Source organism: Oxalobacteraceae sp. CFBP 8761 (assembly GCA_014841595.1).
Classification (GTDB): Bacteria; Pseudomonadota; Gammaproteobacteria; order Burkholderiales; family Burkholderiaceae_D; genus Telluria.
Genome location: JACYUE010000006.1, coordinates 76803 through 103740 on the forward strand (window position 1 = coordinate 76803; position 26938 = coordinate 103740).

At 61.9% G+C, this 26938-nt stretch carries 16 protein-coding genes and 1 pseudogene; 7 read left to right on the forward strand and 10 right to left on the reverse strand.

The annotated features are described in order from the left end of the window. Positions 1 to 7: 7 nt before the first annotated feature. A complete protein-coding gene (locus IFU00_22565; protein MBD8545066.1) occupies positions 8 to 1819 on the forward strand; it encodes a DUF885 domain-containing protein in 1812 nt (603 codons plus the stop codon). A gap of 51 nt (positions 1820 to 1870) precedes the next feature. Here the strand turns inward: IFU00_22565 and IFU00_22570 are convergent, their stop codons facing one another. From IFU00_22570 to IFU00_22585, 4 genes and pseudogenes are all read right to left on the reverse strand, one after another. After that, positions 1871 to 3562, reverse strand: a complete 1692-nt coding sequence (locus IFU00_22570) for a peptidase M14 (GenBank protein ID MBD8545067.1) — start codon at positions 3560 to 3562, stop codon at positions 1871 to 1873. A gap of 108 nt (positions 3563 to 3670) precedes the next feature. Next, positions 3671 to 5146: pseudogene (locus tag IFU00_22575) on the reverse strand (HAMP domain-containing protein). Continuing rightward, positions 5143 to 6105 carry a hypothetical protein gene (locus IFU00_22580; protein ID MBD8545068.1) on the reverse strand — a complete coding sequence of 321 codons (963 nt, stop codon included), beginning with the start codon at positions 6103 to 6105 and terminating at the stop codon, positions 5143 to 5145. The pseudogene IFU00_22575 and the gene IFU00_22580 overlap by 4 nt, the downstream one beginning before the upstream one ends. A gap of 3 nt (positions 6106 to 6108) precedes the next feature. After that, the gene (locus IFU00_22585) at positions 6109 to 6759 is read right to left on the reverse strand and encodes a response regulator transcription factor (GenBank protein MBD8545069.1); all 651 of its coding nucleotides are present in this window, start codon (positions 6757 to 6759) and stop codon (positions 6109 to 6111) included. A gap of 508 nt (positions 6760 to 7267) precedes the next feature. On the opposite strand from IFU00_22585, the gene IFU00_22590 reads away from it, so the two are divergent. The 3 genes from IFU00_22590 to IFU00_22600 all read left to right on the forward strand — a co-directional run bounded on the left by IFU00_22590 (position 7268) and on the right by IFU00_22600 (position 12216). Next, positions 7268 to 9520: a M28 family peptidase gene (locus IFU00_22590; GenBank protein MBD8545070.1), complete on the forward strand. Its 2253-nt coding sequence runs from the start codon at positions 7268 to 7270 to the stop codon at positions 9518 to 9520. A 109-nt stretch (positions 9521 to 9629) separates the two neighbouring features. Continuing rightward, positions 9630 to 11261, forward strand: a complete 1632-nt coding sequence (locus IFU00_22595) for a M28 family peptidase (GenBank protein MBD8545071.1) — start codon at positions 9630 to 9632, stop codon at positions 11259 to 11261. A gap of 103 nt (positions 11262 to 11364) precedes the next feature. Continuing rightward, positions 11365 to 12216, forward strand: coding sequence for an alpha/beta fold hydrolase (locus IFU00_22600; GenBank protein ID MBD8545072.1), 852 nt, complete (start codon positions 11365 to 11367; stop codon positions 12214 to 12216). A 76-nt stretch (positions 12217 to 12292) separates the two neighbouring features. Here the strand turns inward: IFU00_22600 and IFU00_22605 are convergent, their stop codons facing one another. Beyond that, a complete protein-coding gene (locus tag IFU00_22605; protein ID MBD8545073.1) occupies positions 12293 to 12574 on the reverse strand; it encodes a PEP-CTERM sorting domain-containing protein in 282 nt (93 codons plus the stop codon). A gap of 236 nt (positions 12575 to 12810) precedes the next feature. Here IFU00_22605 and IFU00_22610 point away from each other — a divergent pair, with 236 nt between their 5' ends. The 3 genes from IFU00_22610 to IFU00_22620 all read left to right on the forward strand — a co-directional run bounded on the left by IFU00_22610 (position 12811) and on the right by IFU00_22620 (position 18256). Further along, positions 12811 to 13836 (forward strand): AI-2E family transporter, encoded by a 1026-nt coding sequence (locus IFU00_22610; GenBank protein MBD8545074.1) that lies wholly within the window; start codon positions 12811 to 12813, stop codon positions 13834 to 13836. 207 nt (positions 13837 to 14043) lie between these two features. Continuing rightward, a complete protein-coding gene (locus IFU00_22615; protein ID MBD8545075.1) occupies positions 14044 to 14619 on the forward strand; it encodes a hypothetical protein in 576 nt (191 codons plus the stop codon). 91 nt (positions 14620 to 14710) lie between these two features. Next, complete coding sequence (locus tag IFU00_22620) at positions 14711 to 18256, forward strand: Ig-like domain-containing protein (protein MBD8545076.1); 3546 nt, start codon at positions 14711 to 14713, stop codon at positions 18254 to 18256. An 83-nt stretch (positions 18257 to 18339) separates the two neighbouring features. Here IFU00_22620 and IFU00_22625 read toward each other — a convergent pair whose 3' ends face one another. The 5 genes from IFU00_22625 to rpoC form a co-directional block, all read right to left on the reverse strand. Then, positions 18340 to 18861: a superoxide dismutase family protein gene (locus IFU00_22625; protein MBD8545077.1), complete on the reverse strand. Its 522-nt coding sequence runs from the start codon at positions 18859 to 18861 to the stop codon at positions 18340 to 18342. Between the two features lie 142 nt (positions 18862 to 19003). Then, a complete protein-coding gene (locus IFU00_22630; GenBank protein MBD8545078.1) occupies positions 19004 to 19570 on the reverse strand; it encodes a cysteine hydrolase in 567 nt (188 codons plus the stop codon). A 642-nt stretch (positions 19571 to 20212) separates the two neighbouring features. Continuing rightward, positions 20213 to 20974 (reverse strand): hypothetical protein, encoded by a 762-nt coding sequence (locus tag IFU00_22635; protein MBD8545079.1) that lies wholly within the window; start codon positions 20972 to 20974, stop codon positions 20213 to 20215. Between the two features lie 20 nt (positions 20975 to 20994). After that, the gene (locus IFU00_22640; GenBank protein MBD8545080.1) at positions 20995 to 22362 is read right to left on the reverse strand and encodes a hypothetical protein; all 1368 of its coding nucleotides are present in this window, start codon (positions 22360 to 22362) and stop codon (positions 20995 to 20997) included. Between the two features lie 207 nt (positions 22363 to 22569). After that, complete coding sequence (gene rpoC, locus IFU00_22645) at positions 22570 to 26817, reverse strand: DNA-directed RNA polymerase subunit beta' (GenBank protein MBD8545081.1); 4248 nt, start codon at positions 26815 to 26817, stop codon at positions 22570 to 22572. Positions 26818 to 26938 lie beyond the last annotated feature (121 nt).

A 26938-nucleotide genomic window follows, 5' to 3' on the forward strand; every position in this document is an offset into this window, starting at 1 on the left:
GATCACGATGAACCCATTCTTCAAAACCGGCGTGCTGGCCACGGCCGCCCTGATCCTGTGCGCCAGTGCCGGCGCCGCGCCGGTCACGGCCACCGCACCAGCATCGGCATCGGCTGCCGACACCCAGGCCGGCAAGGCCATCAACAAGCTGGTCGACGAGTATTACGATGCCTACGCGCGCTTCGAGCCGGTGTGGGCGACCGAGTCCGGTGACGGCCGCTTCGACGGCCAGCTTGGCCTGCCGATCGCGCCGAAAAACCGCGATGCCCAGTTTGCGCTATACCGCGGCTACCTGAAACGCCTGGGCGCGATCCCGCGCGAGCGCCTCAATCCGCGCGACCAGGCCAGCTACGACATCGTCAAGTTCGAGCTCGAGACCGCGCTGCGCCTTGGTGCCTTCCCCGAGCACCTGCTGCCGGTGGATCAGATGTTCAACATGCCGGTCTTCATGGCCAACTACGCCGGCGGCCAGGGCGCGCAGCCCCTCGCCACGCCGCAGGATTACCGCAATTACCTGAGCCGCCTGGACCAGATGGTCGCCTACATCGATCAGGCGATCGCGAATATGCGCGAAGGCGTCAAGCGCGGCGTCGTGCATCCGCGCGAGCCGATGATGTCGTTGCTGCCGCAACTGAAGGCACTGGTCGCGGCCACGCCCGAGGCCAGCATCTTCTACAGCCCGATCAAGGCGCTGCCGGCGGGCTTTTCAAACGCCGACAAGACCAAACTGACGGCGTCGTACCGCAAGACGATCGCTGACAAGCTCAATCCGGCACTGGCGCGCCTGGCCACGTATGTCGAGAAGGACTATATGCCGGCCACCCGCACGACGGCCGGCTGGGGTGCCCTGCCAAACGGCGCCGAGTGGTACAAGGCGCGCGTGGCAGCGATGACCACGACGAGCCTGACGCCCGAGCAGATCCACGAGATCGGCCAGAAGGAAGTGGCGCGCATCCAGGGCGAGTACGGCAAGATCGGCCCGAAGATGGGGTACACCGGTCCTGCGGCCGGCCTGCCGCGCTGGGTGTCGGAGCAGCCGAAGTACAAGCCGTTCACGTCGGATGCGCAGGTGATCGCCGTGTTCGAGAAGATCGACGCCGACGTGCGCACCAAGCTGCCAAAACTGTTCTCGCTGATGCCGAAGGCGCCGCTCGAAGTGCGCCTGGAACCGGAACTGACGCGCGAGACGGCGTCGGACCATTATTCGTCACCGGCGGCCGATGGTTCGCGCCCCGGCGTGTTCTGGTCGGTGGTGAACGATCCGACCAAGTACGGCAGCACCGGCATGGTCACGCTGTACCTGCATGAAGGCCAGCCGGGCCACCACTTCCATATCGCGCTGACCCAGGAGCTCGGCCTGCCGAACTTCCGCAAGTTCGGCGGCAACACGGCGTTCACCGAAGGCTGGGCGCTGTACGCCGAAACGCTGGGCAAGGAAATGGGCCTGTTCGACAAGCCGGAAGATTATTTCGGCCACCTGAACGACGAGATGCTGCGCGCGGCGCGCCTGGTGGTCGACACCGGGATGCACACCAAGGGCTGGAGCCGCGATCAATCGATCACGTACTTCCGCGAGACGCTGGGGTACTCGGAACTGGAAGCGCGCGCCCAGATCGAGCGCTACATGGTCATGCCAGGCCAGGCGCTGGCGTACAAGATCGGCGCCCTGAAGATCATGGAACTGCGCCAGCGCGCGCAGGCGGCACTGGGCAGCAAGTTCAACCTGCCGGCATTCCACCGCGTGGTGCTGGATGAAGGCACGCTGCCCTTGGCAGTGCTGGAGGCAAAAGTCGATCGCTGGATTGCAGCGTCGAAGTAACACCGGCACGGTGGACGGCCAGGCCGTCCACCGTACGATTCAACGCTCTGTTCAACGCTCGATCATGAACACCGGATACCGGCGCCACTCCGGCTCGCGGTAGCGCGCGCAATTGGCGAAGATGAAGTCCAGCACCGCTTCCTGGTTCGTCAGCAAGCCGGGATGTGCGCCCTTCCACTGTTCAAACTTCGCTGCCAATTCTGGCTCCTGCGCCAGCAGCCGCTCGGCCTCGTCCTCGAACACATATTCCGAATACGCTTCCTTCTTTTCCAGCACGCTGTTGAAGAAGCCCCAGCGGAAGAAGCTGTCGTGCGCCAGCGGCTCGAGCGTCTCGACCGCGTAGCGCGCATTGTCCTGGTCCAGCGGCACCAAATAATCCCCGGCGCGCAGCTGCACGCTGGCGTGACGCCGTTCGAGCACCACGTCGTCATGGAACATGTGGCCTTCGTACGCCGTGGGGCGTGAGGTCACGCTGTCGATCTGGTAGTACGCAACCTGCTGCATGCGGTCGGCGTCGATGCGCTCCATGCGCACGCCATTCCATTCCAGGCGCTCGATCGCTTCACGCCACTGCTGCGGCACCACGTACGCCTGCGGCGCCGGCACAGTCACATCGACCGGGAAGCGGTTGTAATAGGCGATATCGCGTTCCCAGACGCTGCTGCGGTCGTAGTACAGGCGCGTGTAGTCGCCCAGCAGGCTCTTTTTATACTTGGCTTCATACCCTTTGAAGCGGAAGCTCGACGGATTGGCCTCGTCCATCTTCCAGCGCACCGGCCACTCGGCCTGCGTGCGGCCCGCGTCCTTGGCCGCGCGGCGCAGCGCCTGGATGCGCGGGGCGTTCTGCACGGTAAAGGCCAGTGCGACGTCGACCAGCGCGCGCATCGATTCGTAGCGGTCCCGGAACGGCTTGAGCATGTGCGTCTCGGGCATGAAGCCGATCGTGTGGTGCAGCGCCGCGTAGCCGGTCGAGAAACGCGCGGTTTCCAGAAATTCGGCGATGCCGTGGTCGGGGCTGTCCTGCACCGGGTTCACGTATGGACAGGTCGGCCAGCCGCGCGCATCCATCCCGGCGTACATCGCGGGCAGCATCTCGGCGCGCAGGAACTCGCCCAGGCCCCCACCGAGCTTGTCGGCCTGCGTGTGGATCAGCGTCATCGTGTAGCTGTAGTCGGCGCCATTGGACGTGTGGGTGTCGACCATCACGTCCGGGTCCCAGGCCGTGAACAATTCGTTGAACACGCGCGCCGTGAGCGTGTCGCACTTGACGAAGTCGCGGTTCAGGTCGAGGTGGCGGCTGTTGCCACGGAAGCCGAACTGCTCCGGTCCGTCCTGGTTCACGCGCGACGTGTCGGCGCGGTTGAAGGCGCCGTCGACGTTGTACAGCGGGACAAACAGGAACACGGTCGTGCCCAATGCAGCCAGGCGCTCCGGCTCGACGCAAAAGTCGCGCACCAGCGCCATGCAGCCATCGACGCCTTCCGGCTCGCCCGGGTGGATGCCATTGTTGTTGAAGAAGACCGCGCGCCCGGCGGCCTTGATCGCGGCGCGGTCGAACACACCGTCGCTGCTGACCACGCCGGCATGGATCGGCACGCCGGCATCGGACACGCCCACCTGCTCGAAGCGCAGCACCGCCGGATACTGGCGCGCGAGGTCCTCGTACCAGGCGATGCAGTCGGCCCAGGTGGTGGTCTGGTTCAGGTTGCCTTGTTCGTAGGGCGTGAGGGGTGCAGTAGCCATGGAGTTCTTCGCTAATAAAGGTGATGCTTACAGGATGACGCCGGGGGGTGTGGCAGGCGCAGTCGCGGTTGGCGCAGTGGGCGCGGCCGGCGCCGGCGGCGCCAGTGTCAATGGCAGGGCGATGGCGACATCGGTGCCTTCGCCGGGACTCGAGCGCACCTCGATCGTGCCGTGCAGCGCGTAGGCGCGCTCGCGCATGCCGATGATGCCGATCCCTTCGGAGGCGCTGGCCGTGTCGAAGCCGGCGCCATCGTCGACCACGCGGATGCGCAGCATGCCCTTGCCTTCGTCAAGCAGCAGGCTGACGTGCGCCGAGCGCGCCGCAGCGTGCTTCATGACGTTCGACAGCGCTTCCTGCACGATGCGGTAGGCCGAAATGGCCAGCTCGTTGGACAGGCGCGCGAAGTCGCCTTCGCTGTGCAGGTCGAAGCGGCAGCCAGATGTAGTGTCGTAATGGCGCACCATCTCTTCGACCGCACCGTGCAGGCCGAGCATGTCGAGCACCTCGGGCCGCAGGCGACGCACCAGGCGCCGGCCGTTGGCGTACAGGTCGAGCGCGAGCTTGGTGATGGCTTCGGACTTGCGCTTGATTTCCACCACCTCGGGGCCGGCAGGCGCCTTGGCCGCCAGCAGGCCGATCGCCTGCGCCTCGAGGCGCGCCGCAATCAGCGACGCATTGAGTTCGTCGTGGATCTCGACCGCGATGCTCTTGCGCTCGTCCTCGATGATCTCGTTGACCTTCTGGATCAGTTTGCGCTTGTCGGCATCGGCGCGCAGCGCTTCGTTGCGCGAGGCGAGCAGGTCGCGCGTGCGCTCGGCCACCTTGTTTTCGAGGTCGCGCTTGGATTCACCCAGCGCCAGCGACATCTCGCCGATCGACGACTGCAGCTCGCCGATCTCGCCGCCGGTGGTGACCGGCGGATGGACGCGGAAGTTACCGCCCCGGATCTGGCGCAACGTGCCGATCGCCTCGCGCAGCGGCACGATCAGCGAGCGCGCCAGCACCCAGGCCAGGATGCCGCTGGCGGCCAGCGCCAGCGCCGCCATCGACAGCTCGATCTGGAAGCGGTCGGTCTGCTTGGCCATCATGTTCGCCGGCGACATCGTCACCCGCACCCAGCCCACCACTTCGGTGGTGAGCGTGGGCGGGCGCGAATCGCTCGACGCCGACACGTGCGGCGTGCCGTTGTCCGAGAACAGGTTGATCCACACGACCTGCTTGCGGATCGGGGCTTCGTAATAGTGCGACTGGGCGTCGGCGGCCGATTCGGACACCACGCGCACGGCAGCGCGCCCGCTGCCGTCGATGACATCGACGCGGTAGATGCTGCGGTCGGACTGCACCAGGCCATTGATCGTCAGGCGCAGGTCGGACAGGTTGCCCGAGATGACGTTGTACTCGGACGTCTCGGACAGCGCGCGCGCCAGAATACGGCCACGCTCGGCCAGTTCTTCGGCCACCTGCGCGCGGTGCGCGTACCACGAGTACCAGACAAAGGACGTAAACAGCAGAATCACCGGCAGCATCGTGATGACGGCCATGCGGCGCCCGACACCCCAGCCGCGCCAGAAACGCAGGTTCATCGCGCCGCCGGCGCCGGCGCTGGGCGGGCGAAGTTGCGCGCAACATCCGTCACGCGCAGGTCGAGCGAGCTGGCCACGCCTTCGTTGATGATCGTGCGGAAGTAGCGCGGGAACTGCGGCGCAGGCAGTTCGCCCGTGCGCACGAAATCGGCCGTGAGCTCGGCTACCTGAGCGTTGATCTCTTCGACTTCCGAATACGTGGTGGCCAGCGCACCGACCTTGACCATGTCGGCCGAAAAACCGATCACGCCCTGCTTGCGGCGGTAGGTCGAGAGCAGGATGTTGCGCACGTTTTCGGCGTTGTAGATGTCGCTGTCGGGCAGCGCCAGCAGCGTCTCGGCGCGCGTCATGCTGTTCAGCGTGTGATTCAGGTCGTCGCCCGGCGTGAACATCTGGATCTCGGTGGCGTCGTGCAGCACCGGACGCAGGAAGGCGGTGTCGGGGCCGAGCAGCACGCCCACGCGCACGGGGCGGCCGTACACGAGTTCGGCCAGGCGCATCTGGTCGTTGGGCGCCGGCTCGGCGTACACCGCCGTGATGGCCACGCGGCGGGGTTTGGGCAGGCGCGCCGTCAGGCCGCGCCACACCTGGCTCGACGTATAGGCCGAGATGACGACGCAATCGCAGCGCCGCGACAGCGCATCGCGCAGCGCGGTCGGGCCGATCGCGATATAGAGCATGCGGCGCTTTTGCGCGAGCTCGGTGCGAAACGCGGCGAACGTCGGCACCAGGCGCTTGTACAGGTCGTCGACGATGCGGTGCGTGACCGCGCTGTCGTCGCCGGTGATGATCTGGAAGCGGTAGCCCTGCACTTCTTCGCGCTCGCGCTCCGTTTGCGGGGCCTGCGCGGCGTGGACCGCATGGGCGCCGGTGGCGGCCAATGCCAGCGTCATGGCGATCAGCGGGACCAGTGAACGCGCGCGTGAAGCGTTCTGCATCCGGCGCAGGAGCTTGGCCATCGCTTACGGCTCGATCAGACCGTGCTTGACGGCCAGTAGCGTGATGCTGGCCTGGCGGTGCACGCCCAGCTTTTCCTTGATCGACTGGCTGATATTGCTGATGGTCTTGGTCGACAAGTCGAGCCGTTCGGCGATTTCGGCGTTGGTCATGCCCTCGGCCATGAACTTGAAGATTTCCAGGCCACGCTCATCGAGCTGCGACTGCGGCGTGACTTCGCCGCGCACGGCCATGCTGGCCAGGCGCGAGGCGATATGCGGCAGGAAGTACAGCTTGCCCTCGTGCGCGTGACGCACGGCGGTGGCCAGGTCGGCCGGGTCGCAATCCTTGGTGACGAAGGCGTGGGCGCCGAGGCGGTAGGTTTCCTTGATCAGACTATCCTGGTCAAACTGGCTGAGAAAAACGATCTTGGCCGACGGATCGGACTTGAGGATGGCCTGGGCCGCATCCATGCCGGTCAGCTCGGTGCCAAAGCGCATGTCGAGCACGGCGACGTCGGGCTGCTCGGCCGCGTACAGCGCGGTGGCCTCGCTCGGGGTCTTGGCCTGGCCCACCACCTGCATGCCGGCCGCTTCGAGCGACATGGCAAAACCGGTCATGACGATGGGGTGATCGTCGGCCAGCATGACGCGGATGGGTTTGTTCTGATCTGCCAATTTGTTCTCCTGGCGCGGGGGCCTGTGGTGCACATGCGTTGCGCGTGCGGTGCCTGGTGCGGCATGCACGGCCGGGGCAATGGGCCCCGGGAATAGAGGGGAATTATTTCACACAACGGGCAGGGAAGCGATGGGTAAAAAGGCGGATACAGCATGCGATGCGCAGTGAGACTGTGCATTGATTGGACGTGCGGGAAACATCGTCGCATCATCAACAACCTGCTAGAAGAACTAAATTTACTTCATTATGGATTTGCAAATTGCTAGGCTCTAGCATATATTGATTCCATCAGCGGTAGATATGCACCCTTCACAACACGCAGGAAGGTCGATATGCATTGTCCTCATATTCAAGATGGCGTCGGTAGCAAGCCGGCAAGTTTGCCCTCATCGCCGGACCTGACCTGTGTCTGGACACTCAAGTAGTCAAATCCGCCGTCCTTCGCCCGCCCCTCTTGACCCGGCGGGCTTTTTTTCGCCCTGATGACAAGTGCATGGAGAACAACCGATGGATGCCGTCCGCGCCGTAACACCCGCTTTCCACATCACGGGTTTCAGACATGCCCTTGCCGGCGCTGTCGCACTGGCCATACTCGCCGCCCTCGCCTGGCTGGCGCTGGCCCCGCCCGATGTACCCGCGCCTGTCGCATCGGTCGCATCGCCCGCGTGGGATGCGCGCGTGACCAACCATCAGCGGGTGCTGGCGGCCAGCCCCCGCTCGATCGGGTGTAGCGACAATGCGCACGCGCGCGCCTATCTGGTGACGCAACTGCGCGCGATGGGACTGGCGCCTGGCGTGCAGCGCGCCACCGTACGCACATCGGTTACCCGGCTGTTCGGCGGCATTCATCACACGATCGGGGTCGTGCACAACATCGTCGCGACGATTCCGGGTACTGCGCCGGATGCTGCGCGGCGCCCCGCCCTGCTGCTGGCAACCCATTACGACAGCGGCGCGGCGCCGCGTGACGCCCTGCCCGGCGCGGCCACCGCCAGCGCCCTGCTCGAGACTGCCCGCGCATTGCGCGCCGCCCCGCCGGCCAACGATATCGTGCTGCTGTTTGCCGACGGCGAGCGCGTTGGCATGCTCGGATCCCGAGGATTTGTCGAACAGCACCCGCTGGCCCGCCGCATCGGCATGGCGCTCCGGTTCGATGGCGCTGTCGACGGTCCGCTACGCATGCTGGAGGCGAGCAGCGCGGGTGCACCGGCCCTGGCGGGCTGGATGCGGGCGGCGCCCGAGCTGCGTGGCGCATCCGCGAATACGACACTGGCATGGCTGCTGGGCGACGCGCCCCATATCGGCCCGCTCACCCGGCTCGATGCGCCAGTGCTGCTGTTTGGGGGCGGCGAGCCACGCGCGACCGGCGCTGCGCCGCGTCAGTTGGGCGACGCCATGCTGCGCCTCGCCCGCGCCTATGGTGCGGCGCCGCTAACACCGGGCGGCCAGGCAGCACACGTCTACTTTTCGCTGCCCATCGTCGGCCCCGTCCACCACGCGGCGTGGCTGGTGTGGGCGCCGGCGATCCTGTCGTGCCTGATGCTGGCCGGCGCCTGGCGTGGACAGTTCGGCGAAGACGGCGTGCTGGACGCAGCGCAGGGCGCGTTCGGCGTGTGCTTCCTGCTGCTGGTGGTACGCGTGGGCACCTGGAGCTGGGATAGCGAACTGGCCGCCGCCGGCCTGGCCGGTGAACACCGGCTGCCTTTGACCGTTGCCGTCGTCACGGCCTGTGTGTTCGTGGCCGGCTTGTACCTGTTGCGGCGCAGTGTCGGCACGGCCGCGACGGTGCTCGGCGCGCTGGCCTGGCCGACGCTGATGCTGCTCTCTGCCGCCGTGTTCCTGCCAACGCTCGCCCCGTTGCTGGCCTGGCCGCTGGTGGCGGCGCTGGGCGCCTTCACGCTGCTGCATACGCGCTGGGGCGAACGGCAAGGTCCAAATATACGCCTGCTGGTGCTGCTGGCCGGCCTGGTGCCGGCCGCGAGCCTGCTCCCGCCGGCGCTGCGCGATGCATGGATCCTGCTTGCACCGGGCCACATGCATGTTCCGCCGATGCTGATGGCGCTGCCCATGCTGTGCTTTGCCAGCCCGCTGCTGATGCTGCGAAGCAGGGCCGCCGTCACCGCCGCGCTGGCACTGGCGCTGGCGGCCTGCCTGGCACTGCCCGATAGCACTGCAGCACGATATGAACAGGCTGCAGAACCCGGGAACCTCGAGGGGCTGGTCTATTACAAGGACATGAACTCGTGGCGTGCCTACTGGCTGCTGCCGCAGCAGCCGCTAGACGACTGGCGCCGCGACCTGTTCGCAGGCCGCACGAAGCCGACCGTCTTCGTCGAGGTCTTCGGCCTGCGCAGCGCGCCCCAGTGGTACGCGGTCGCGCCGCGCGACGATGCGATCGCCTTCCCCGAGTGCTTCATCCTGCGCAACCACGTCGGGAACGTACGGCTGGCCAGATTCACGGTGCGCTCGGCCAATCGCGCCCCGCATATCGCGTTGGCCATGCACGGCGCCAGGGCGCTGCGCTCGCGCGTCGACGGCGTGACGCTCAGCGCGACGGAAAGCGCGTGGTCGCTGTCGCTGTACGGGATGCAGGACCGGGTGCTGCAGCTGGAAATCGAAAGTGAACCCAACGAGATCTTCGCCATCACGGTGCAGGAACACATCCCCGGCCTGCCACGGCATCTCTTGCCAGCGGACCGGCAAGGCGTGGCGCCGCAGCTGGGCACGACGATGTCGACCGATATCCTGCGGTTTTACTGACAAGTTGTCATAAAATGGCCGCGCGCGCCACGAGTGCGCCCTTCCCGATGAATGGCTTGATTAACCATGCAGCGTCAACTTCGCAGCATTCACTTCGCAGCAGGACTCCATGCACAAGATCGTCTCTTCCCTCATCCTCTCCGTCCTCGCCGGTAGCCTGGCGCTGGCCTTCCCGACCCATGCCCAGACCAGGGCCAAAGCCACCGTGCAAGAAGCGCCGCTGCGCGCGCACATGGCGTTCCTGTCGTCCGACGCGCTCGAAGGCCGCGGTACCGGCCAGCGCGGCGGCGAACTGACCGTCACGTATCTTGAAACGCAAGCCGCCGCCGTGGGCCTCAAGCCCGGCAACGGCAAGAGCTTCCGCCAGCCGGTCAAGATCGCCGGCGTGCGCTCGCTGCCCGAGAAGAGCAATGTCGGCATCGTCGCCAACGGCAAGGCCGTGCCGCTGCAGTTCGGCGCGGACTGGGTCTGGGGCCCGGGCGACGGCAAGGCCGATCACACGCTCGACGCCGAGATGGTCTTCGTCGGCTACGGCATCGTGGCGCCGGAAGAAAAGTGGGATGACTTCAAGGGCATGGACGTCAAGGGCAAAGTAATCGTGATGATGGTGAACGATCCGGCGCCGACCGCCGCCGAAGCGAACCGCTTCAACGGCGCGGGTCTGACCTATTACGGTCGCTGGACCTACAAGCTCGAAGAAGCGGCGCGCCAGGGCGCAGCCGGCGTCCTGCTGATCCACACCGATGCATCGGCCTCGTATGGCTGGAGCGTGGTGCAGAACAGCTGGGCCAATGCCGAGCGCTTCCAGCTCACCGAAGGCAAAGTGGGCAGCGGCCTGCAGGGCTGGATGACCGACGACACGGCGCGCAAGGTATTCGCGGCCGGCGGCCAGGATCTGGACAAGCTGCGCGCCGCCGCCGAAGACAGGAACTTCAAGCCGGTCGCACTGAATGCCCGTGTCAAGGGCGAGGCGCGCGCGCAGGTGCGCTCGCTGGAAGAATTCAACGTGGCCGGCGTCGTGCCGGGCACCGATCCGAAGCTGAAAGACGAAGTGGTGATCTACTCGGCGCACTGGGATCACATGGGCAAGCAAGGCACCGAAGGCGACACGATCTTCAACGGCGCCGTCGACAACGCATCGGGTACCGGCGCGCTGCTGGCGATGGCCGCCGAAGCGGTGAAGAATCCAGCCAAGCGCAGCCAGATGTTCCTGTGGGTTGGCGCCGAAGAGCAAGGCCTGCTGGGCAGCGCCGCCTATGTGGCCGCACCACTGTGGCCGATCGCCAAGACCGCCGCCAACCTGAACCTCGATAGCCTGAACTGGGTTGGCCTGGTCAAGGATGTCAGTGTGCCAGGCAGCGAGCGCACCGAACTGGGCGCGATGGCCGCCACGGTTGCCAAATCGATGGGCATGGTCATTGCACCGAGCAAGCCGGACCTGAGCGGCGGCTACTTCCGCAGCGACCACTTCAGCTTCGCCAAGGCCGGCGTGCCCGCCTTCTCGGTCGGCTACGGCAGCAGCTGGGTCAAGGATGCTGACGCGAACAACGCCAAGGCCAAGACCTACCGCGCCAAATACCACCAGGTGGGCGACGAATACGATCCGAGCTGGGACTTGTCGGGCATGGTGCAGCAGGCGCAGTTCACGCTGAACCTGGGCCGCGCAGTGGCCGATGCACCAAAGATGCCGACGTGGAAAGCAGGCGACCCGTTCGGCAAGGCGCGCGAGTCGGCGAAATAATTCGCGCCGGTAGCAGGACCTGAACGGGCTGGCGTGCATGACGAGTGCGCGCCAGCCCGTTTCTCGTTGTAGCATCACGCCATCGAGCGATGAAAGGCATGCAATGCAGGAGAACGAACTGACGCTGGGCGATGGCCGGGTGCTGCACTATTACGACTGGAAGCCGGAGTTCGAGGAACCCGAGCTGACGGTATTCTGGCACCACGGCACGCCGAACATCGGCAAGCCACCTGCCCCGCTGTTTGCCGCCGCGCTCGAAATGGGCATCCGCTGGATCGGCTACGACCGGCCCGGCTACGGTGGCTCGAGCGCACGCAGCGGCCGCGATGTCGCCTCGTGCGCCGAAGACGTCGCGCGCATCGCCGACCAGCTCGGGATCGAACACTTCGCCGTGATGGGGCATTCAGGTGGCGGACCGCACGCACTGGCCTGCGCCGCGCTGCTGCCCAAGCGGGTCATTGCCGCCGTCAGCATCGCGGGCCTGGCGCCGTTCGATGCGGCGGGCCTGGACTGGTTCCAGGGAATGACGGCATCGGGCGCGGCAGCGCTGCGGGCCGCTGCGCAAGGGCATGCGGCCAAGGTGCAGCACGAGGGGCTCAATCAGGAATTCGATCGCGAGATGTTCACGCCCGAGGACTGGGCCGAGCTGTCCGGCACCTGGTCGTGGTTCGACAGCGTGGTCCGGCCGGCGCTCAGCGAAGGCCCGGGTGGCCTGATCGACGACGACCTGGCGTATGTCGCGCCGTGGGGCTTCGACTGCGCGCGCATCGTGCAACCGGTGCTGCTGGTGCATGGGGCGCAGGACCGCGTGGTGCCGTGTGCGCACAGCGAATGGCTGGCGCGCAGCTGCCGCTCGGCGCGGCTGTGGCAGCGGCCGGATGACGGACATATCTCGGTATTGAACAGCGCGGCGTCGGCGCTGGCGTGGTTGCGGGAGCAGGCCAGCGACGGGTGAAGTGGCGCTCGAAAATTCCCACGTCAGACGCCCGGTCCGCGGCAGCTGTCACGTCGGAACCAGCAAGGGAAACAGATCAGATCGACTTGCGGCGGCGGGCAGCCTCCAGACCAGCCAGGCCAACACCCAACAGCATGATGCTGACTGGTTCCGGGACGTCAGCCCGAATCGGGGCGCGATTATGGTTCAGGATGGCCAATGCTTGCGTCCAGCCACTTTCAATATTGGCAGAGCCATTGCTGAAGCTGATTGAACCGATACCGCCAGTACCAGGGTGCCGTGCAACGGTCAAAGCATAGGTTGCGCTCACACTGGCAATGACGAGGAAAAGGCCGGCAACGGCTATTTTGATTTTCATTACAAGTTCCGGTGGAAATAAATTACAAAAATTACTTAGAGCAATTTTTATGCCAGTGGGAAATTAATAAGTAAAAACAGCTACTTACCGAGAATTACTTTTGTAGGACTAGTCCTATGTAAAGTTTTCCGACAGTTAACTTTATTTGAATGCCATACGATTGCTGTTCAGGTCTGTCGTTACACCAGATTTCGCCGGTGGCCTGATGGGCGCAAGCAACTACCCTCCGCTAGACCATGACCACTTACAAATTCAATCTCCCGCGCGAGGCGGCGACCGCGATCTTCGCCATCTGCCTGCTTCTGGCCCTGATGCTGCACGCGGTACCGGCGCTGCTGGCCGGTCTCCTGGCATTCGTGCTCACGCGCGGCCTGCTGAGCATCCTGCGCACGCGTGACCTGTACAAAAAGCTGCGCTCGCATGAATTCATTGCGAGCTTCGTGGTCGGCCTGGGGTCGATTGCGGTGCTCGCCATCATCAGCGTTCTGGTGGTCCGGTTGCTTGAGGGCGAATCGTTGCGGGCGTTCTCGCTGAAGGTGGCCGAGACGATCACGCAGATCAAGCAATTCCTGCCGCCGGCGCTGGCCGAGTACATGCCTGAATCGCTGTTCGAGATGCGCGAAATGGCGTCGGACACCTTGAAAGAGCATGTCAATGCGGTCGCGGGCTTTGGCTCGGGCATCCTCCGCAGCCTGCTGTTGACTGTGATTGGCTGGATCACGGGGGTGCTGGCCGCGGTGAGCATTACCGTCACGCCAACCGACGAAGGGAGGCATTCCGTCTTTTACCGGACCTGGCACCGCCACTGGAGCATGCTGGCCACCGCTTTCAAGAACGTGGCCTGGGCACAGACCAAGATTGCCGCCATCAACGCGACACTGACGGGGGTGTACCTGTTGGCCGTCATGCCGGCCCTGGGCTGGGACCTCCCCTATGTCAAAACCCTCATCCTGGCGACGTTCCTCTTTGGCCTGCTGCCCGTCGTGGGCAATATCGTGTCGAACACCCTGATCTGCACGATCGCGCTGAGCGTTGCGTTTCCGGCCGCCGTCATTTCAGCGGTGTTCCTCCTTGTCATCCACAAGCTGGAATATTTCCTGAGCGCGCGGATTCAGGGTCATCGCATCGGCGCGAAAGTCTGGGAACTGCTCATCGTGCTGTTTGCGTTCGAAATCATGTTCGGACCGGCCGGTATGGTCGCCGCCCCCGTCATCTACGCCTTCGTCAAAGCAGAGTTGAAACGTGTTCGCTGGCTGAACTGACGCTGGGCAAGCTGGCGTGAGTTATTAAAATTGTTGTAAGAATCTCGCATCTTTGGTTTACCAAATTGCAAATTTGGTCAGGCCAATCTAGAATCGATGAACCGGTTAGGCGATGCATCGTCCGGTGGCCTGACGCATCAACCAGATCGGCACCGGCTCCGACATCGAGCCTTCTTCGCAGTTAAAAAACTACAAGCCGGAGACATCTTGAAAACCAAACATTTACTGCAGGCCCTTGCGCTCGTCGCACTGGGTCAGGGGGGCGTGCACGCGGCGCCCCTGATGCTGCAAGACGCCAGCATCACCGCCACCTACAACGGCTCCGCCGACGGCATGCTCGGGCTGGATCACGGCTTCGCGGCCGGCCCGGGCGCCAATACCAGCAAGCTCGACCCTACCGATACGGGCGTGGAGTTCTTCACGTCGGATTTCCTGTTCGGGATCGACTTTTCCGCTGACGGCTTGCTGACCGTGATCGCCAACTATGCTGTCGCGCCCGGCGCCTACAGCATGCGGTTCGATCTTGGGAGCGCACTGCCGGTCACGGCGTTTACATTGACCGGTGCCAGCGGCGTCACCGGCATCCCAAGCCTGTCGATCATCGACAGTCACACGATCGCGCTCAACCTGAGCGGGGTCGACTGGAGCGAATTCGGCGCACTGAGCGCGCGCCTGGAAACCGGTACGGCGGTGGCCGTGCCCGAACCCGGGGCGCCCGCGATCCTGATGGGCGGCCTGGCCGCACTGGCGCTCGTACGCAACGGGCGCAAACCACGCGCCTGACCTCGCGTCTCTCGCCATTCAAGGACAGTCCGGCAGCGCTTCAAGCGCGGCGGCGGACTCGCGGCCTCATTTCCTCCACCAGGAGACACACATGCACTATCCAGGTTTGCATGCAGCGCTGTGCGCTGCCCTACTCTTTGCCAGCAGCGGACACGCTGCGGATGCAGTCGATCCGGCGCGCCAGAGCGCCCCCGCCGATGGCTGGGCCAGCCAGGCCGGCGGCACCGTCGGCGGCGCGAATGCCGTCCAGTCCCAGATCTACACGGTCACCAACCGCGCCCAGCTGCTGGCCGCGATCCAGAACGGCGGCATCGACAACAAGATCATCAAGCTCGTCGGCGTGCTCGACATGAGCGAAGGCCAGCCCTATGCCAGCAGCGCGGACCAGGCGGCACGCGGCGCGGTGCGTCTGAAAAGCAATACGACGCTGATCGGCGACGCCAATGCGGGCATCGTCAACGGCCACATCATCCTGTCGAACGTCTCGCAAATCATCATCCGCAACCTCAAGCTCGTCAATCCCTGCGACGTCGCGCCCGTCTGGGATCCGAACGACGGATCGAGCGGTAACTGGAACAGCGCCTTCGACGCCATTTCCGTGTCGGGCTCGACCCATGTCTGGATCGACCACAACAGCTTCACCGACGCCCCGCGCACCGACAATTTCCTGCCTGTCGAGAACGGCAAGGTGAAGCAGTGCCATGACGGCGCGGTCGATATCACGAACGCGTCCGACTACGTCACCGTGTCGTACAACGTCTTCGGCGAGCACAACAAGAACAATCTGGTCGGCAGCGGCGACGGTGCAACGGCTGACGAGGGCAAGCTGCGCGTCACGTTCAGCAACAACGTGTTCCGCGACGTCACCAGCCGCGCACCGCGTGTGCGCTATGGCCAGGTGCACCTGTTCAACAACTACTATGCCGGCTCGACGTCGCACCCGGTCTATGCCACTAGCTATTACGTTGGCGTCGGCCATGCCGCCAAAATCCTGTCGAACAACAATGTGTTCGAGGTCGCGGGCGCCACCGCCTGCAGCGACGTCGTCGAGAATTTCGGCGGCACGATTCCCGGCGCCTTCAAGGACACCGGTTCGCTGCTCAACGCCAAACCACTCGGCGCCTGCGGCGTGCCGACGACTGTCACCTGGACCCCGCCGTATGCTTTCAGCGCGCGGCCGATCCCGCTGGTCAAAGCCAATGCGCTGGCGCAGGCCGGCGGCGGCAAGCTGGTGACGACCATCAGCGGCACCGGCAAGGTCGTCGTCGATACCGGCCCGACGCTGGCCTGCCCCGCGACCGGCTTCTACTTCTGCGACGACTTCCAGAATGGCGGCAGCGCCAAATGGGACCTCAAGCCGTTGCCAGGCCCGAACGGCACCTTCAGCGTGATGACGGAAGCTGCCGGCAGCGCCAACAAGGTGCTGCAATATACGGCAGCCACCACCGGCGGCGTGCTCGCCCTGATCAAGGACAGCGAGATGGGCGCCTTGCCGTCGGGCGACTACTTCGTCGAAGCCCGCATCCGGCCGATGACCAATAGCACCACCGGGAACAAGTTCCTGTTCCTAGTCACCCGCTACGTCGATGTCAACAACTGGTACGGCGCTGGCCTGAACGTGCAGAATGCCACCACCAGTACTCAGGTCGAGATCGTCAAAATGCTGAATGCGGCGCTCAACCGGCAGCGCGCGGTGCGCAAACCGATCGCGATGGATGCCCAGTTCTATACGGTGCGGTTCGAGATGGTCGGCGCCACGCTGACGGTGTATCTCGACGGTGAAAATCTCGGCTCGGTCACCGACAGCAGTTTTGCCGCGCGTGGTCGGGTCGGCCTGTACACGGCCAACAAGAGCTTCCAGATCGACGACGTACGCATTGGCGACCCGCGCATGAAACCGGTGCAGCTGACGCTTGCCCCCGGCACGCCCACCTGGGCCGCCGAAGCTGGCGACGCCCCGCTGCAGGTGCAGGTCACTGCGGTGGCGGCCGACGGCACGCCGGACAGCTTCACCGCCGAGTCGAGCAACCCTGCGGTGGCCACCGTCACGCTCGACGGCGCGATGGCCACGATCGCACCGGTCGGCGCAGGCACGGCCGAGATCGTGTTCCGGGCCGGTTCGGACGCGACCATGACACGTTCGATTGCGGTGACGATTGCGCCACAATTCGTCCAGCCGACCCAGGTGTATCAGCTCGACGGCGTCGCCGTGCCGGCGGCGATGGAAAGTGCTGCGTATATCGACAGCACGCTCAAGCTGGTATTCGACAAGCAACCAGTCCTCGGCACGGGCGGCACGATCCGGGTCTTCCGCCAGGCGGACGATGCGCTGGTGGACGTGATCAAGCTGACCGGCGAAACCGACATGATCGGTTATCCGGGCCAGGACCAGATCCGCAAGGTCAACACGACGCCGATCCAGATTGCCGGCAACACGGTGACCATCAAGCTGCACAGCAACAAGCTGGACTACAACACGGGGTATTACGTGGCGATCGCCGACGGCGTCTTCACGGGCACCAGCCTTGGCGGTTTGCCGTTCCGGGGCATCGGCAAACCGGGTGGGTGGGCATTTACCACCCGCGCGGCTGCGCCGAGTGGCACGACCGTGACGGTGGACGACGATGGCGTGGCCGATTTCCGCACCGTGCAGGGCGCGCTCAGTTACGCGATGCAGAACTTCGCCAAGGCCGAGCCGGTAACGATCCGGGTGATGAATGGCGCGTACGAGGAGCTGCTCTTTTTGCGTGGCAAGGACAATGTCAGCATCGTGGGCCAGAGCCGTGATGGCGTCGTGATCCGCTATACCAACCACAACACGCTCAATCCCTTCACCGGCGCGAGCCAGGTGGCAAACGCTACCGCAGCGGCGACCGGCGGGCGCGCCGTGATGCTGGTCGAGACGGCCGACATGCTCGTGCTCGACACCCTCAGCATCGACAACACGACGCTGCGCGGCCCCACCACCGGCCAGGCCGAAACACTGTACTTCAACAATGACGGTGGCCGCCTGATCGCGAAAAACAGCGCGTTCTACAGTGAGCAGGACACGCTCAACCTGAAGGGGTTCAACTGGTTCTACCGCAGCCTGGTATCGGGCAACGTCGACTTCATCTGGGGCGGCAGCCGCGCCGCGCTGTTCGAAGAAAGCGAGATCCGCACGATCGGCGACACCTCCAGCCCGACCAGCGGCGGTTACGTGCTACAGGCACGCGTGATCAATCCGGCCGACAAGGGCTTTGTCTTCCTCAACAGCGCGCTGACGCGTGGTCCGGGCCGCGGCCCGCTCAAGAGCGAAGTACCGGACGGCGCCACCTGGCTGGCGCGCAGCCCGGGCGGCACGGCGAGCTACGACAACATCGCGTTCATCAACACCCGGATGGACCGGCATGTGGCGCCCGCAGGCTGGGCCGGGCTGGGCGTGAACAGCCAGCCCGCACCCAACCCGGTGGTGCCCAATGCGGTAAGCGGCTGGCGTGAATACGGCAGCACCGACCTTGCCGGCGTGCCGCTGGACCTCTCGCGGCGGGTTGGCGGCTATTTGCTGAGCGCCGATGAAATGGAAGCCGGGTTCTCGACCCGCGCCCAGGTGTTCTCGGCGTTTGGGGCCGGAGAAGGCTGGAATCCGCAGCCGTAACGAACGGTTGAAATGACGCAGGGCCCATCGCTTGGTGTACAAGCGATGGGCCCTGCGCGTTTGCTGCTTGTGCGTCTACCGGATTACTGGATCACGCCGCAAGCCATGCGGGCGCCCCCACCACCCAGTGGCGCCGGATGATCAGCGTGATTGTCGCCACCGACGTGCACCATCAGGGCCTTGCCCTTGAGGTCCGCCATTTTCATGCGCGGGGCCAGCACCGGATTGGTGGCCATGCCTTTTGCGTCAACGGAGAGGCCCGGCAGATCGCCCAGGTGGCCATCGCCCCATGGGGTGCCATGCTTCTTGGTGTTGGCCGGGTCGAGGTGACCGCCGGCGGCGCCTGCAGGCACGGTCTTGCCGTCGGCCTGGTTCGGTGCGCAGCTGCCATTGGCGTGCACGTGGAAGCCGTGCAGGCCCGGGGTCAGGTCCTTGAGTTCAGGAGTGAACACGACGCCGTATTGGGTTTCGCTGATCTTCACGGTACCGATGCTGGCGCCTTCACCTTTATCAGTCGCCATTTTCAGCGTGACCGACATGTCGGCCGCGCTGGCGGAGGCGCACACGGCGCCGAACAGGACAGCACTCATCCATTGTTTGTTCATGGTTCACTCCTTGGCAAAATTTCGGGATATTGAAAAGACAAGTGAGTGTAGACCATTCCATGCGGAGGGGGTGTTCGGCTGACCAGGGCTTCCGGGGAATGAACACGGAAGCGCTGGTCGGGGCTGGAGGGCTACTTCTCTCTCACGCGATGCCCATCGCGTAGCGGCGCAGCACGTCGTCGGACGACATGACCTCGGCGTATTCGCCATGCAGGTTCGCCAGAGCCATCAAATGGACGTCCTCGGCGCTGCGATGCGTGCCGCCAAAATCCGGCTTGTCGAACGTGAAGGTCGCATCCGACACCACGATGGTGGAAAAGCCCAGATTGCCTCCGGTGCGTGCAGTCGCCTCGACCGAATTGTTGGTGCTGACGCCGACAATCACCAGATTCGTGATGCCGCGGGCATGCAGCCAGCGCTCGAGGCCGGTGTGGATGAAGGCATCGGGGACGTTCTTTTCGACCACATGCTCATGGGCCAGTGGATGGAAGCGGGGTTGGAATTCCACGCCGGATTGGCCCGGTGCGAAGACAGAGTCCGGTGAGCGGCTGATGTGGCGGACGCTGACGACAGGGTGCCCTGCCGCTCGCCAGGCCGCATGCAGGCGCGCGATCATGTCTTCGGCGGTCGGGTTGTTGCGGGGTGGCAGGGTCGCGGATTGCATGCCCTGTTGCATGTGGATGATGATCAGGGCTGGTGGCTGGGGCATGTTGATTCCTCTACGCGTAGATCGCTAAATTAACATGGCGAACTGCGCGACGATACTGATGCACTTGATGGGTATTCTCTGGGGTGGCGTCTATCTGCAGGACATCGTTTGTGGCGGCGAGTTCGCATGACAGTCTAGGCATTCCTACTTGAGGGCAGACTCGAAGTGCGCGACGCACAGCTGACTTTGCCAGTCAGCCCCCGATGATGCACCCGCACAGCTAGCTACGAGGTCATGTCTGAATGTCAAACCTGACCTCAACTTTTGTTTGCGGCAATTCTGTGCTTGCTCTGCACATGCGTCAAACCGTGGCTTGCCATAATCTGCTTCGCACCTGTCGCCCCGTGGTTCGTCGGCGTATTTGTGGAAGTTCACTCGACCGACGTTTGCCCATATCTTCGATTGGAACAGGGTGGCGCGTACTACTTCCAATCCTGCGCAGCCTTTCCTCTAGTGGTATTCCAACTGGTCGCTGGTTACATCTCGCATCGACGAAAACCGATCTAACTAACCAGCGCTGCTACCAAATTAGACGATGAGAAAACGACACCCCGCAATGTGCCGTTTTCGCTGCAGTCTTAAGATAAGGCTGTGTCTGATTGTCAAACCTGACACTGCCCTTATTTATGAAACCGCTCCTGTTTAATAGCCCAAGTCAGTCAGCTTTTCAATATATAATCTAGATCGCAATTTCTCCACGGGTTTTCCTACGAACTTGTCGACGAAAAGAGAGATTCCTGCAAGGCCTAATACAGCCTGAGCTCCAACTAGAATTAAATTTGCTACAGCTTGATTTCCCGATGAGATAGTTGGAATGTAAAACTTATCCAATAGCCCCAAAGACAAGCCCACAATCCACAAAATTGCTGCACCGATAAACCTCAGCAGAAATACACGCGACTGAGCATGTCGGGTCGCGAAATCTATAGCCCTCTTCTTTCTGGCTTCATTATCGGCGATGGCTACTGAAGCTACTTCTGTAACCTCATCGACCCGCTGTCGTACAGCAGCCAATTCAAACTCTTGCCGCTCCATCGAATTTTTCTGGGAACCCAATTCATTTTGAAGAATTGTAGATTCCGCTCGGAGCGCTGCCGTCTGCATATCTTTAGTCGAGCTCTCCAGCGCAATTTCATTAACCTTCTGCTGTAACAAATTTGCGCGTGATTCTCCTGCTTCAATCTGTAAGGTAAGTTCATCAATCTTTTCACCATAGAACGCGTCACGTTCTTTTGTCACAGTTTCTGCCGCTCGTCTCTGTGCTTCGACAAAAATATCCTCAACATTGTTTGCAGTGATCACTTCTAAGTTACCTAGTGTTAGTTCGACTAGATACTGAGAAGCTCGCTCGTTTGTCATTAATGCTTCGAAATGTTGAGCTTTTGTTTCGTCAAGCTCAGCCAAAAACTGTTTAGTCCGGCTGACTAGTTCTTTCCTTGAGCGTAACGCGACAGCGCAGTTCGCAAGTAACTGCGCTGTTGAGGGAGAATTTTCTGATTTCCGCCTGAAATTAGCCAACAGAGTCCTGCAGTGTAACGGTCTGTAAGAATCGGCATAAACTCCCCCTGCCGTACAAATCCTTTATCACGCAAGTAAGCGGCACTACGCCGCTGCAAGCTCGAATTTCCTGTAATAAACATAAAGCGGCAACTTGCTATATTACCTAGAGGAATGTGGCCGCCCCCTAATCGTCGAATGGTTTCAGCAACCGATTTTGCATCTCGTTCACTCGTAAGGTATCGATCAACAATATTTGTACGAATTCTCCCGATTAATTCTGACTCATCGTCCTCGGTAAAATTTCGATAGAACTGAGTTGCAGTTTCTTGAATAATTTCGAAATTATTTTTATGTTGCCAGTTCCAACCGATTTTCCCCCGTATTGTCTGGAAGAACGCACGGTAAGTTGGACTCGACATCCGCTGAACAGTTGGACCACATGCCTCGCCGGTCAGACGTGCCGACTCGATTGCATACAAAATCGACTCAGCCTCTTCAATCGAATGTTGATATGCCGCAATCTTTGCCCCGGACTGTAATAATTGATTAACAAGTGCGTTTGCAGAGGCATGTTGCTGCTTTGAGGAAAGATCCAAAAACGATAGAAGAATTGGAGTGTCGATCACCGCAGTAGTACTTGTCAGTCGAGGAACTGATGTAGGCGCTTGCAGATCTAATACTAGCTCTAGGCCTAATGCTCCATCTGCTACAGCGGTCAACGTCTGTAACCAATCAGGGTTTTTTGACTGAAGTGCCACGATGTAAGAACTTACCAATGCATCGATCGCAGCATCTTCACTTAGTTCCTCACTTGCAGCTCGGGCCTCTCGTGCAGCTGGGCCCAAAAGAGTTGCCTTTCCCTGATCTACTGAAACGATCGGTTTGGCTCGAATCGCTGAAAAATCTAAAGTACATAGCCTGCGCAAAAATCCCGATGTTAATTTTTCGGACGGGATTTCTCTCCCTGCTGCCGCAAGTCGATTCTTCGCATGAATAGAGAAGTCATCAATAATACTTTGGAAAAGTGCCTCGTCAGCATCCAAAACTTCAGAAGGCGCTATGCTGTCTACATATACTGCCCTGACCAAGCCGCCACTAGTCTCTTCTTTTCTTAATACACCTTCAGAAACCAGTCTAGAAGTGAAATCCTCAAGCGCTGACGCGGGCAAGGACATGCCATAGGCACTAGCCATTCGGTCAGCTAAAACTTGTGCATCGTAGATCTGTCCAGCCAGGTCATTCACCAAGGGTCTAATCAATACGGCAACACCTCCAAATAAATCTGTTTGCATAGACTCTCCACAATTGCGAAGTAAAGCGAATGCGATAACTGGTCTACTCGGATTAATCTGCATGATCAGGACTAAAATTAAGAAAAAGAAAATATACCATTATTATTTCCTCCTGTAACCTTGTCTAAACCTTTGGCGTTGTTTAAAAACTTAAAGATAAAAAAAACGGCACCCCTCAGGGTGCCGTTTCGCTTTCAACTCAGACGATTACTCGCCGTCGTCGTGCTGCTCAGCCGAAGCCGAAGCAACTTGCTGGTCTTCCATCGCTTGCAGCTCGGCGGCCATATTGGCCTTCTCTTGCTGCAGCAGTGCCTGGCGCTCTTCCGCTTCCCACACTTCCTTCTCTTTGCGAGCGCGGTGGAATGCCAGACCCGTACCGCCCGGGATCAGGCGACCGACGATGACGTTCTCTTTCAGGCCGCGCAGACCGTCGCGCTTGCCCATGATCGCCGCTTCGGTCAGCACGCGGGTGGTTTCCTGGAACGATGCGGCCGAGATGAACGAATCGGTCGACAGCGATGCCTTGGTAATACCCAGCAGCACGTTTTCGTACGTTGCCGGCAGCTTGCCCACCGCGTTCATGCGGTCGTTCTGGTCCAGCAGCTCCGAACGCTCGACCTGCTCGCCGATGATGTAGTCGGTGTCGCCTGCTTCGACGATCTGAACACGACGCAGCATCTGGCGAACGATCACCTCGATGTGCTTGTCGTTGATCTTCACGCCTTGCAGACGGTACACGTCCTGCACTTCGTCGACGATGTAGCGGGCCAGCGATTCGATACCCAGCAGGCGCAGGATGTCTTGCGGATCGGCAGGGCCGTCGACAATCATCTCGCCCTTGTTCACGACTTGACCATCGTGGACCAGCACTTGCTTGTCCTTGGTGATCAGGAACTCATGCTTGTTGCCGTCCATGTCGGTGATCTCAAGGCGTTGCTTGCCCTTGGTCTCTTTACCGAATGCGACAGTACCCGTGACTTCCGCCAGCATGCCGGCGTCTTTTGGCGAACGTGCTTCGAACAGCTCGGCAACGCGTGGCAGACCACCGGTAATGTCTCGCGTCTTCTGCGATTCAGTCGGGATACGTGCCAGCACTTCACCGACGGACACTTGCTGACCGTCCTTGACCATGATCAGCGAGCCAACCTGGAAACCAATGGCCACGGCGTGTTCGGTGCCCGCGATCTTGACTTCCTGGTTCTCTTCGTTCAGCAGCTTGACCTGCGGACGCAGCACCTTGCCAGCCGAACCACGACGCTTCGGATCGATCGCGACGAGAGTCGACAGACCGGTCACATCGTCCACCTGGCGAGCGACGGTGACGCCCTCTTCCACGTTTTCGAAGCGGATGGTACCAGCGTACTCGGTGATGATCGGACGGGTCAGCGGATCCCACGTTGCCAGGGCGATACCAGCTTTGACAGCCTGGCCATCCTTGACGATCAGGGTCGCACCGTACGGCACCTTGTGACGCTCGCGCTCACGGCCGTGATCGTCCGTGATCAGCACTTCGCCCGAACGGGTAATGACGATTTGCGCGCCCTTGCCGTTGGTGACGTAACGCATGGTTGCCGTAAAGCGAACCGTACCGTTCGACTTGGCTTCGACCGACGATGCCACTGCTGCACGCGATGCCGCACCACCGATGTGGAACGTACGCATGGTCAGCTGGGTACCCGGCTCACCAATCGACTGTGCTGCCACGACGCCGACTGCCTCACCGCTGTTGACCAGCATGCCGCGGCCCAGGTCGCGGCCATAGCACTTGGCGCACAGGCCGAAGCGCGTGTCGCAGTTCAGTGGCGTGCGGACCTTCACTTCGTCGATGCCGACGCGTTCGATCTCTTCGACCATGTCTTCGTCCAGCAGCGTGCCGGCTTCGAACAGGGTTTCCTGGGTTTCAGGATTGACGACATCGGTACCGGTGACACGGCCGAGGATACGGTCGCGCAGGGCTTCGATGACTTCACCACCTTCGACCAGCGCCTTCATGTGCGTGCCGTTGTTGGTGCCGCAATCGTCCTCGATCACCACCAGATCCTGCGTCACGTCGACCAGACGACGGGTCAGGTAACCCGAGTTTGCGGTCTTCAGCGCGGTATCGGCCAGACCTTTACGAGCGCCGTGGGTCGAAATGAAGTACTGAAGCACGTTCAGGCCTTCGCGGAAGTTCGCGGTAATCGGCGTTTCGATAATCGAACCGTCCGGTTTCGCCATCAGACCACGCATACCGGCCAGCTGACGAATCTGGGCTGCCGAACCACGGGCGCCCGAGTCGGCCATCATGTAAATCGCGTTGAACGATTCCTGGGTGCCTTCGGTGCCATCACGCTTGGTGACCGGCTCGATTTTCAGCTGGTCCATCATCGCCTTGCCGACTTCATCGGAGGTCTTGCCCCAGATGTCGACAACCTTGTTGTAGCGCTCGCCGGCGGTGACCAGACCCGAGCTGTACTGCTGCTCGATCTGTTTCACTTCGGCTTCAGCGGCAGCGATCATGCCCTTCTTGACGTCCGGGATCATCATGTCGTCGACGGCGATCGAGATACCGGCGCGCGTCGCCAGGCGGAAGCCCGACTGCATCAGCTTGTCGGCAAACACGACGGTCGCACGCAGACCGCACTTGCGGAACGACGTGTTGATCAGCTTCGAGATTTCTTTCTTCTTCAGCGAACGATTCAGCACCGAGAATGGCAAGCCTTTTGGCAGGATCTCGGACAGGATCGCACGGCCGACCGTGGTCTCGTAGCGGGTCAGGGTCTGGTCGAAGCCACCTTCGGCGTTACGTGGGAATTCCACGATACGCACGGTGATGCGGGTCGCCAGTTCGACTTCCTTGTTGTCGTACGCGCGGATGACTTCCGACACGTCCGGGAACATCATGCCTTCGCCCTTGGCGTTGATCGCCTCGCGCGATGCGTAGTACAGACCCAGCACAATATCCTGGGACGGCACGATCGACGGTTCGCCGTTCGATGGGAACAGGATGTTGTTCGACGCCAGCATCAGCGTACGTGCTTCCATCTGTGCTTCGATCGACAGCGGGACGTGGACAGCCATCTGGTCACCGTCGAAGTCGGCGTTGAACGCCGCGCAGACGAGTGGGTGCAGCTGGATGGCCTTGCCTTCGATCAGGACCGGCTCGAACGCCTGGATACCCAGACGGTGCAGCGTCGGCGCACGGTTCAGCATGATCGGGTGTTCCTTGATGACTTCTTCAAGGATGTCCCACACGACTGGCTCTTGCACTTCGACGAGCTTCTTCGCAGCCTTGATGGTCGTAGCCAGACCCATCAGTTCGAGCTTGTTGAAAATGAATGGCTTGAACAGCTCCAGAGCCATCAGTTTCGGCAGGCCGCACTGGTGCAGTTTCAGCTGTGGACCGACCACAATGACCGAACGGCCCGAGTAGTCGACGCGCTTGCCCAGCAAGTTCTGACGGAAACGACCGCCCTTACCCTTGATCATCTCGGCCAGCGACTTCAGCGGACGCTTGTTGGCGCCGGTCATCGCTTTACCGCGACGGCCGTTGTCCAGCAGCGAATCGACTGCTTCCTGCAGCATGCGCTTTTCGTTACGCGTAATGATCTCTGGTGCGCGCAGTTCCATCAGGCGCTTCAGGCGGTTATTACGGTTGATGACGCGGCGATACAGGTCGTTCAGGTCGGACGTGGCGAAACGGCCACCGTCCAGCGGGACGAGCGGACGCAGTTCTGGCGGCAGGACCGGCAGAACTTCCATGATCATCCATTCAGGCTTGATGCCCGAACGCTGGAACGCTTCAAGCACTTTCAGGCGCTTGGCGTATTTCTTGATCTTGGCTTCGGACTTCGACTCTTTGAGTTCCACGCGCAGCGCGTCGGCATCGCGGTGGATGTCGATCGAGCGCAGCAGTTCACGGATACCTTCGGCGCCCATGAATGCGGTGAAGTCGTCGCCGTACTCTTCGTACTTGGCAGCGTAGTCGTCTTCCGACATGATCTGGCTCTTCTTGAGCGGGGTCATGCCTGGATCGGTGACGACGTATGCTTCGAAATACAGCACGCGTTCGATGTCCCGCAGCGTCATGTCCAGGACCATGCCCAGACGCGATGGCAGCGACTTCAGGAACCAGATGTGCGCGACTGGCGAGGCCAGCTCGATGTGGCCCATGCGCTCACGACGCACCTTGGCCAGCGTGACTTCAACGCCGCACTTCTCGCAGATCACGCCGCGGTGCTTCAGGCGCTTGTACTTGCCGCACAGGCATTCGTAGTCCTTGATAGGACCAAAGATCTTGGCGCAGAACAGGCCATCGCGTTCAGGCTTGAACGTGCGGTAGTTGATGGTTTCCGGCTTCTTGACTTCGCCGAACGACCACGAACGGATTTTTTCAGGCGACGCCAGGCCAATCTTGATGGCGTCGAAACTTTCGTTTTGCTGAACTTGCTTGAATAGATCGAGCAGTGCTTTCATGTATCACTCCAGGTGATTGAATTCTTTACTGACTTGCTTGCCGCCAGCTCCTCACTGATTTTCGCCAGTGCTTGCAAACCCCCGACCCTAGAAACCGTCATTCCCGCGCAGGCGGGAATCC

Excerpts from the sequence above, each read along its gene's own strand:
- IFU00_22565 (MBD8545066.1), top strand. The coding sequence starts at position 8 with ATGAACCCATTCTTCAAAACCGGCGTGCTGGCCACGGCCGCCCTGATC.
- IFU00_22570 (MBD8545067.1), bottom strand. The coding sequence starts at position 3,562 with ATGGCTACTGCACCCCTCACGCCCTACGAACAAGGCAACCTGAACCAG.
- IFU00_22580 (MBD8545068.1), bottom strand. The coding sequence starts at position 6,105 with ATGGCCAAGCTCCTGCGCCGGATGCAGAACGCTTCACGCGCGCGTTCA.
- IFU00_22590 (MBD8545070.1), top strand. The coding sequence starts at position 7,268 with ATGGATGCCGTCCGCGCCGTAACACCCGCTTTCCACATCACGGGTTTC.
- IFU00_22595 (MBD8545071.1), top strand. The coding sequence starts at position 9,630 with ATGCACAAGATCGTCTCTTCCCTCATCCTCTCCGTCCTCGCCGGTAGC.
- IFU00_22600 (MBD8545072.1), top strand. The coding sequence starts at position 11,365 with ATGCAGGAGAACGAACTGACGCTGGGCGATGGCCGGGTGCTGCACTAT.
- IFU00_22605 (MBD8545073.1), bottom strand. The coding sequence starts at position 12,574 with ATGAAAATCAAAATAGCCGTTGCCGGCCTTTTCCTCGTCATTGCCAGT.
- IFU00_22610 (MBD8545074.1), top strand. The coding sequence starts at position 12,811 with ATGACCACTTACAAATTCAATCTCCCGCGCGAGGCGGCGACCGCGATC.
- IFU00_22620 (MBD8545076.1), top strand. The coding sequence starts at position 14,711 with ATGCACTATCCAGGTTTGCATGCAGCGCTGTGCGCTGCCCTACTCTTT.
- IFU00_22625 (MBD8545077.1), bottom strand. The coding sequence starts at position 18,861 with ATGAACAAACAATGGATGAGTGCTGTCCTGTTCGGCGCCGTGTGCGCC.
- IFU00_22630 (MBD8545078.1), bottom strand. The coding sequence starts at position 19,570 with ATGCCCCAGCCACCAGCCCTGATCATCATCCACATGCAACAGGGCATG.
- IFU00_22640 (MBD8545080.1), bottom strand. The coding sequence starts at position 22,362 with ATGCAAACAGATTTATTTGGAGGTGTTGCCGTATTGATTAGACCCTTG.
- rpoC (MBD8545081.1), bottom strand. The coding sequence starts at position 26,817 with ATGAAAGCACTGCTCGATCTATTCAAGCAAGTTCAGCAAAACGAAAGT.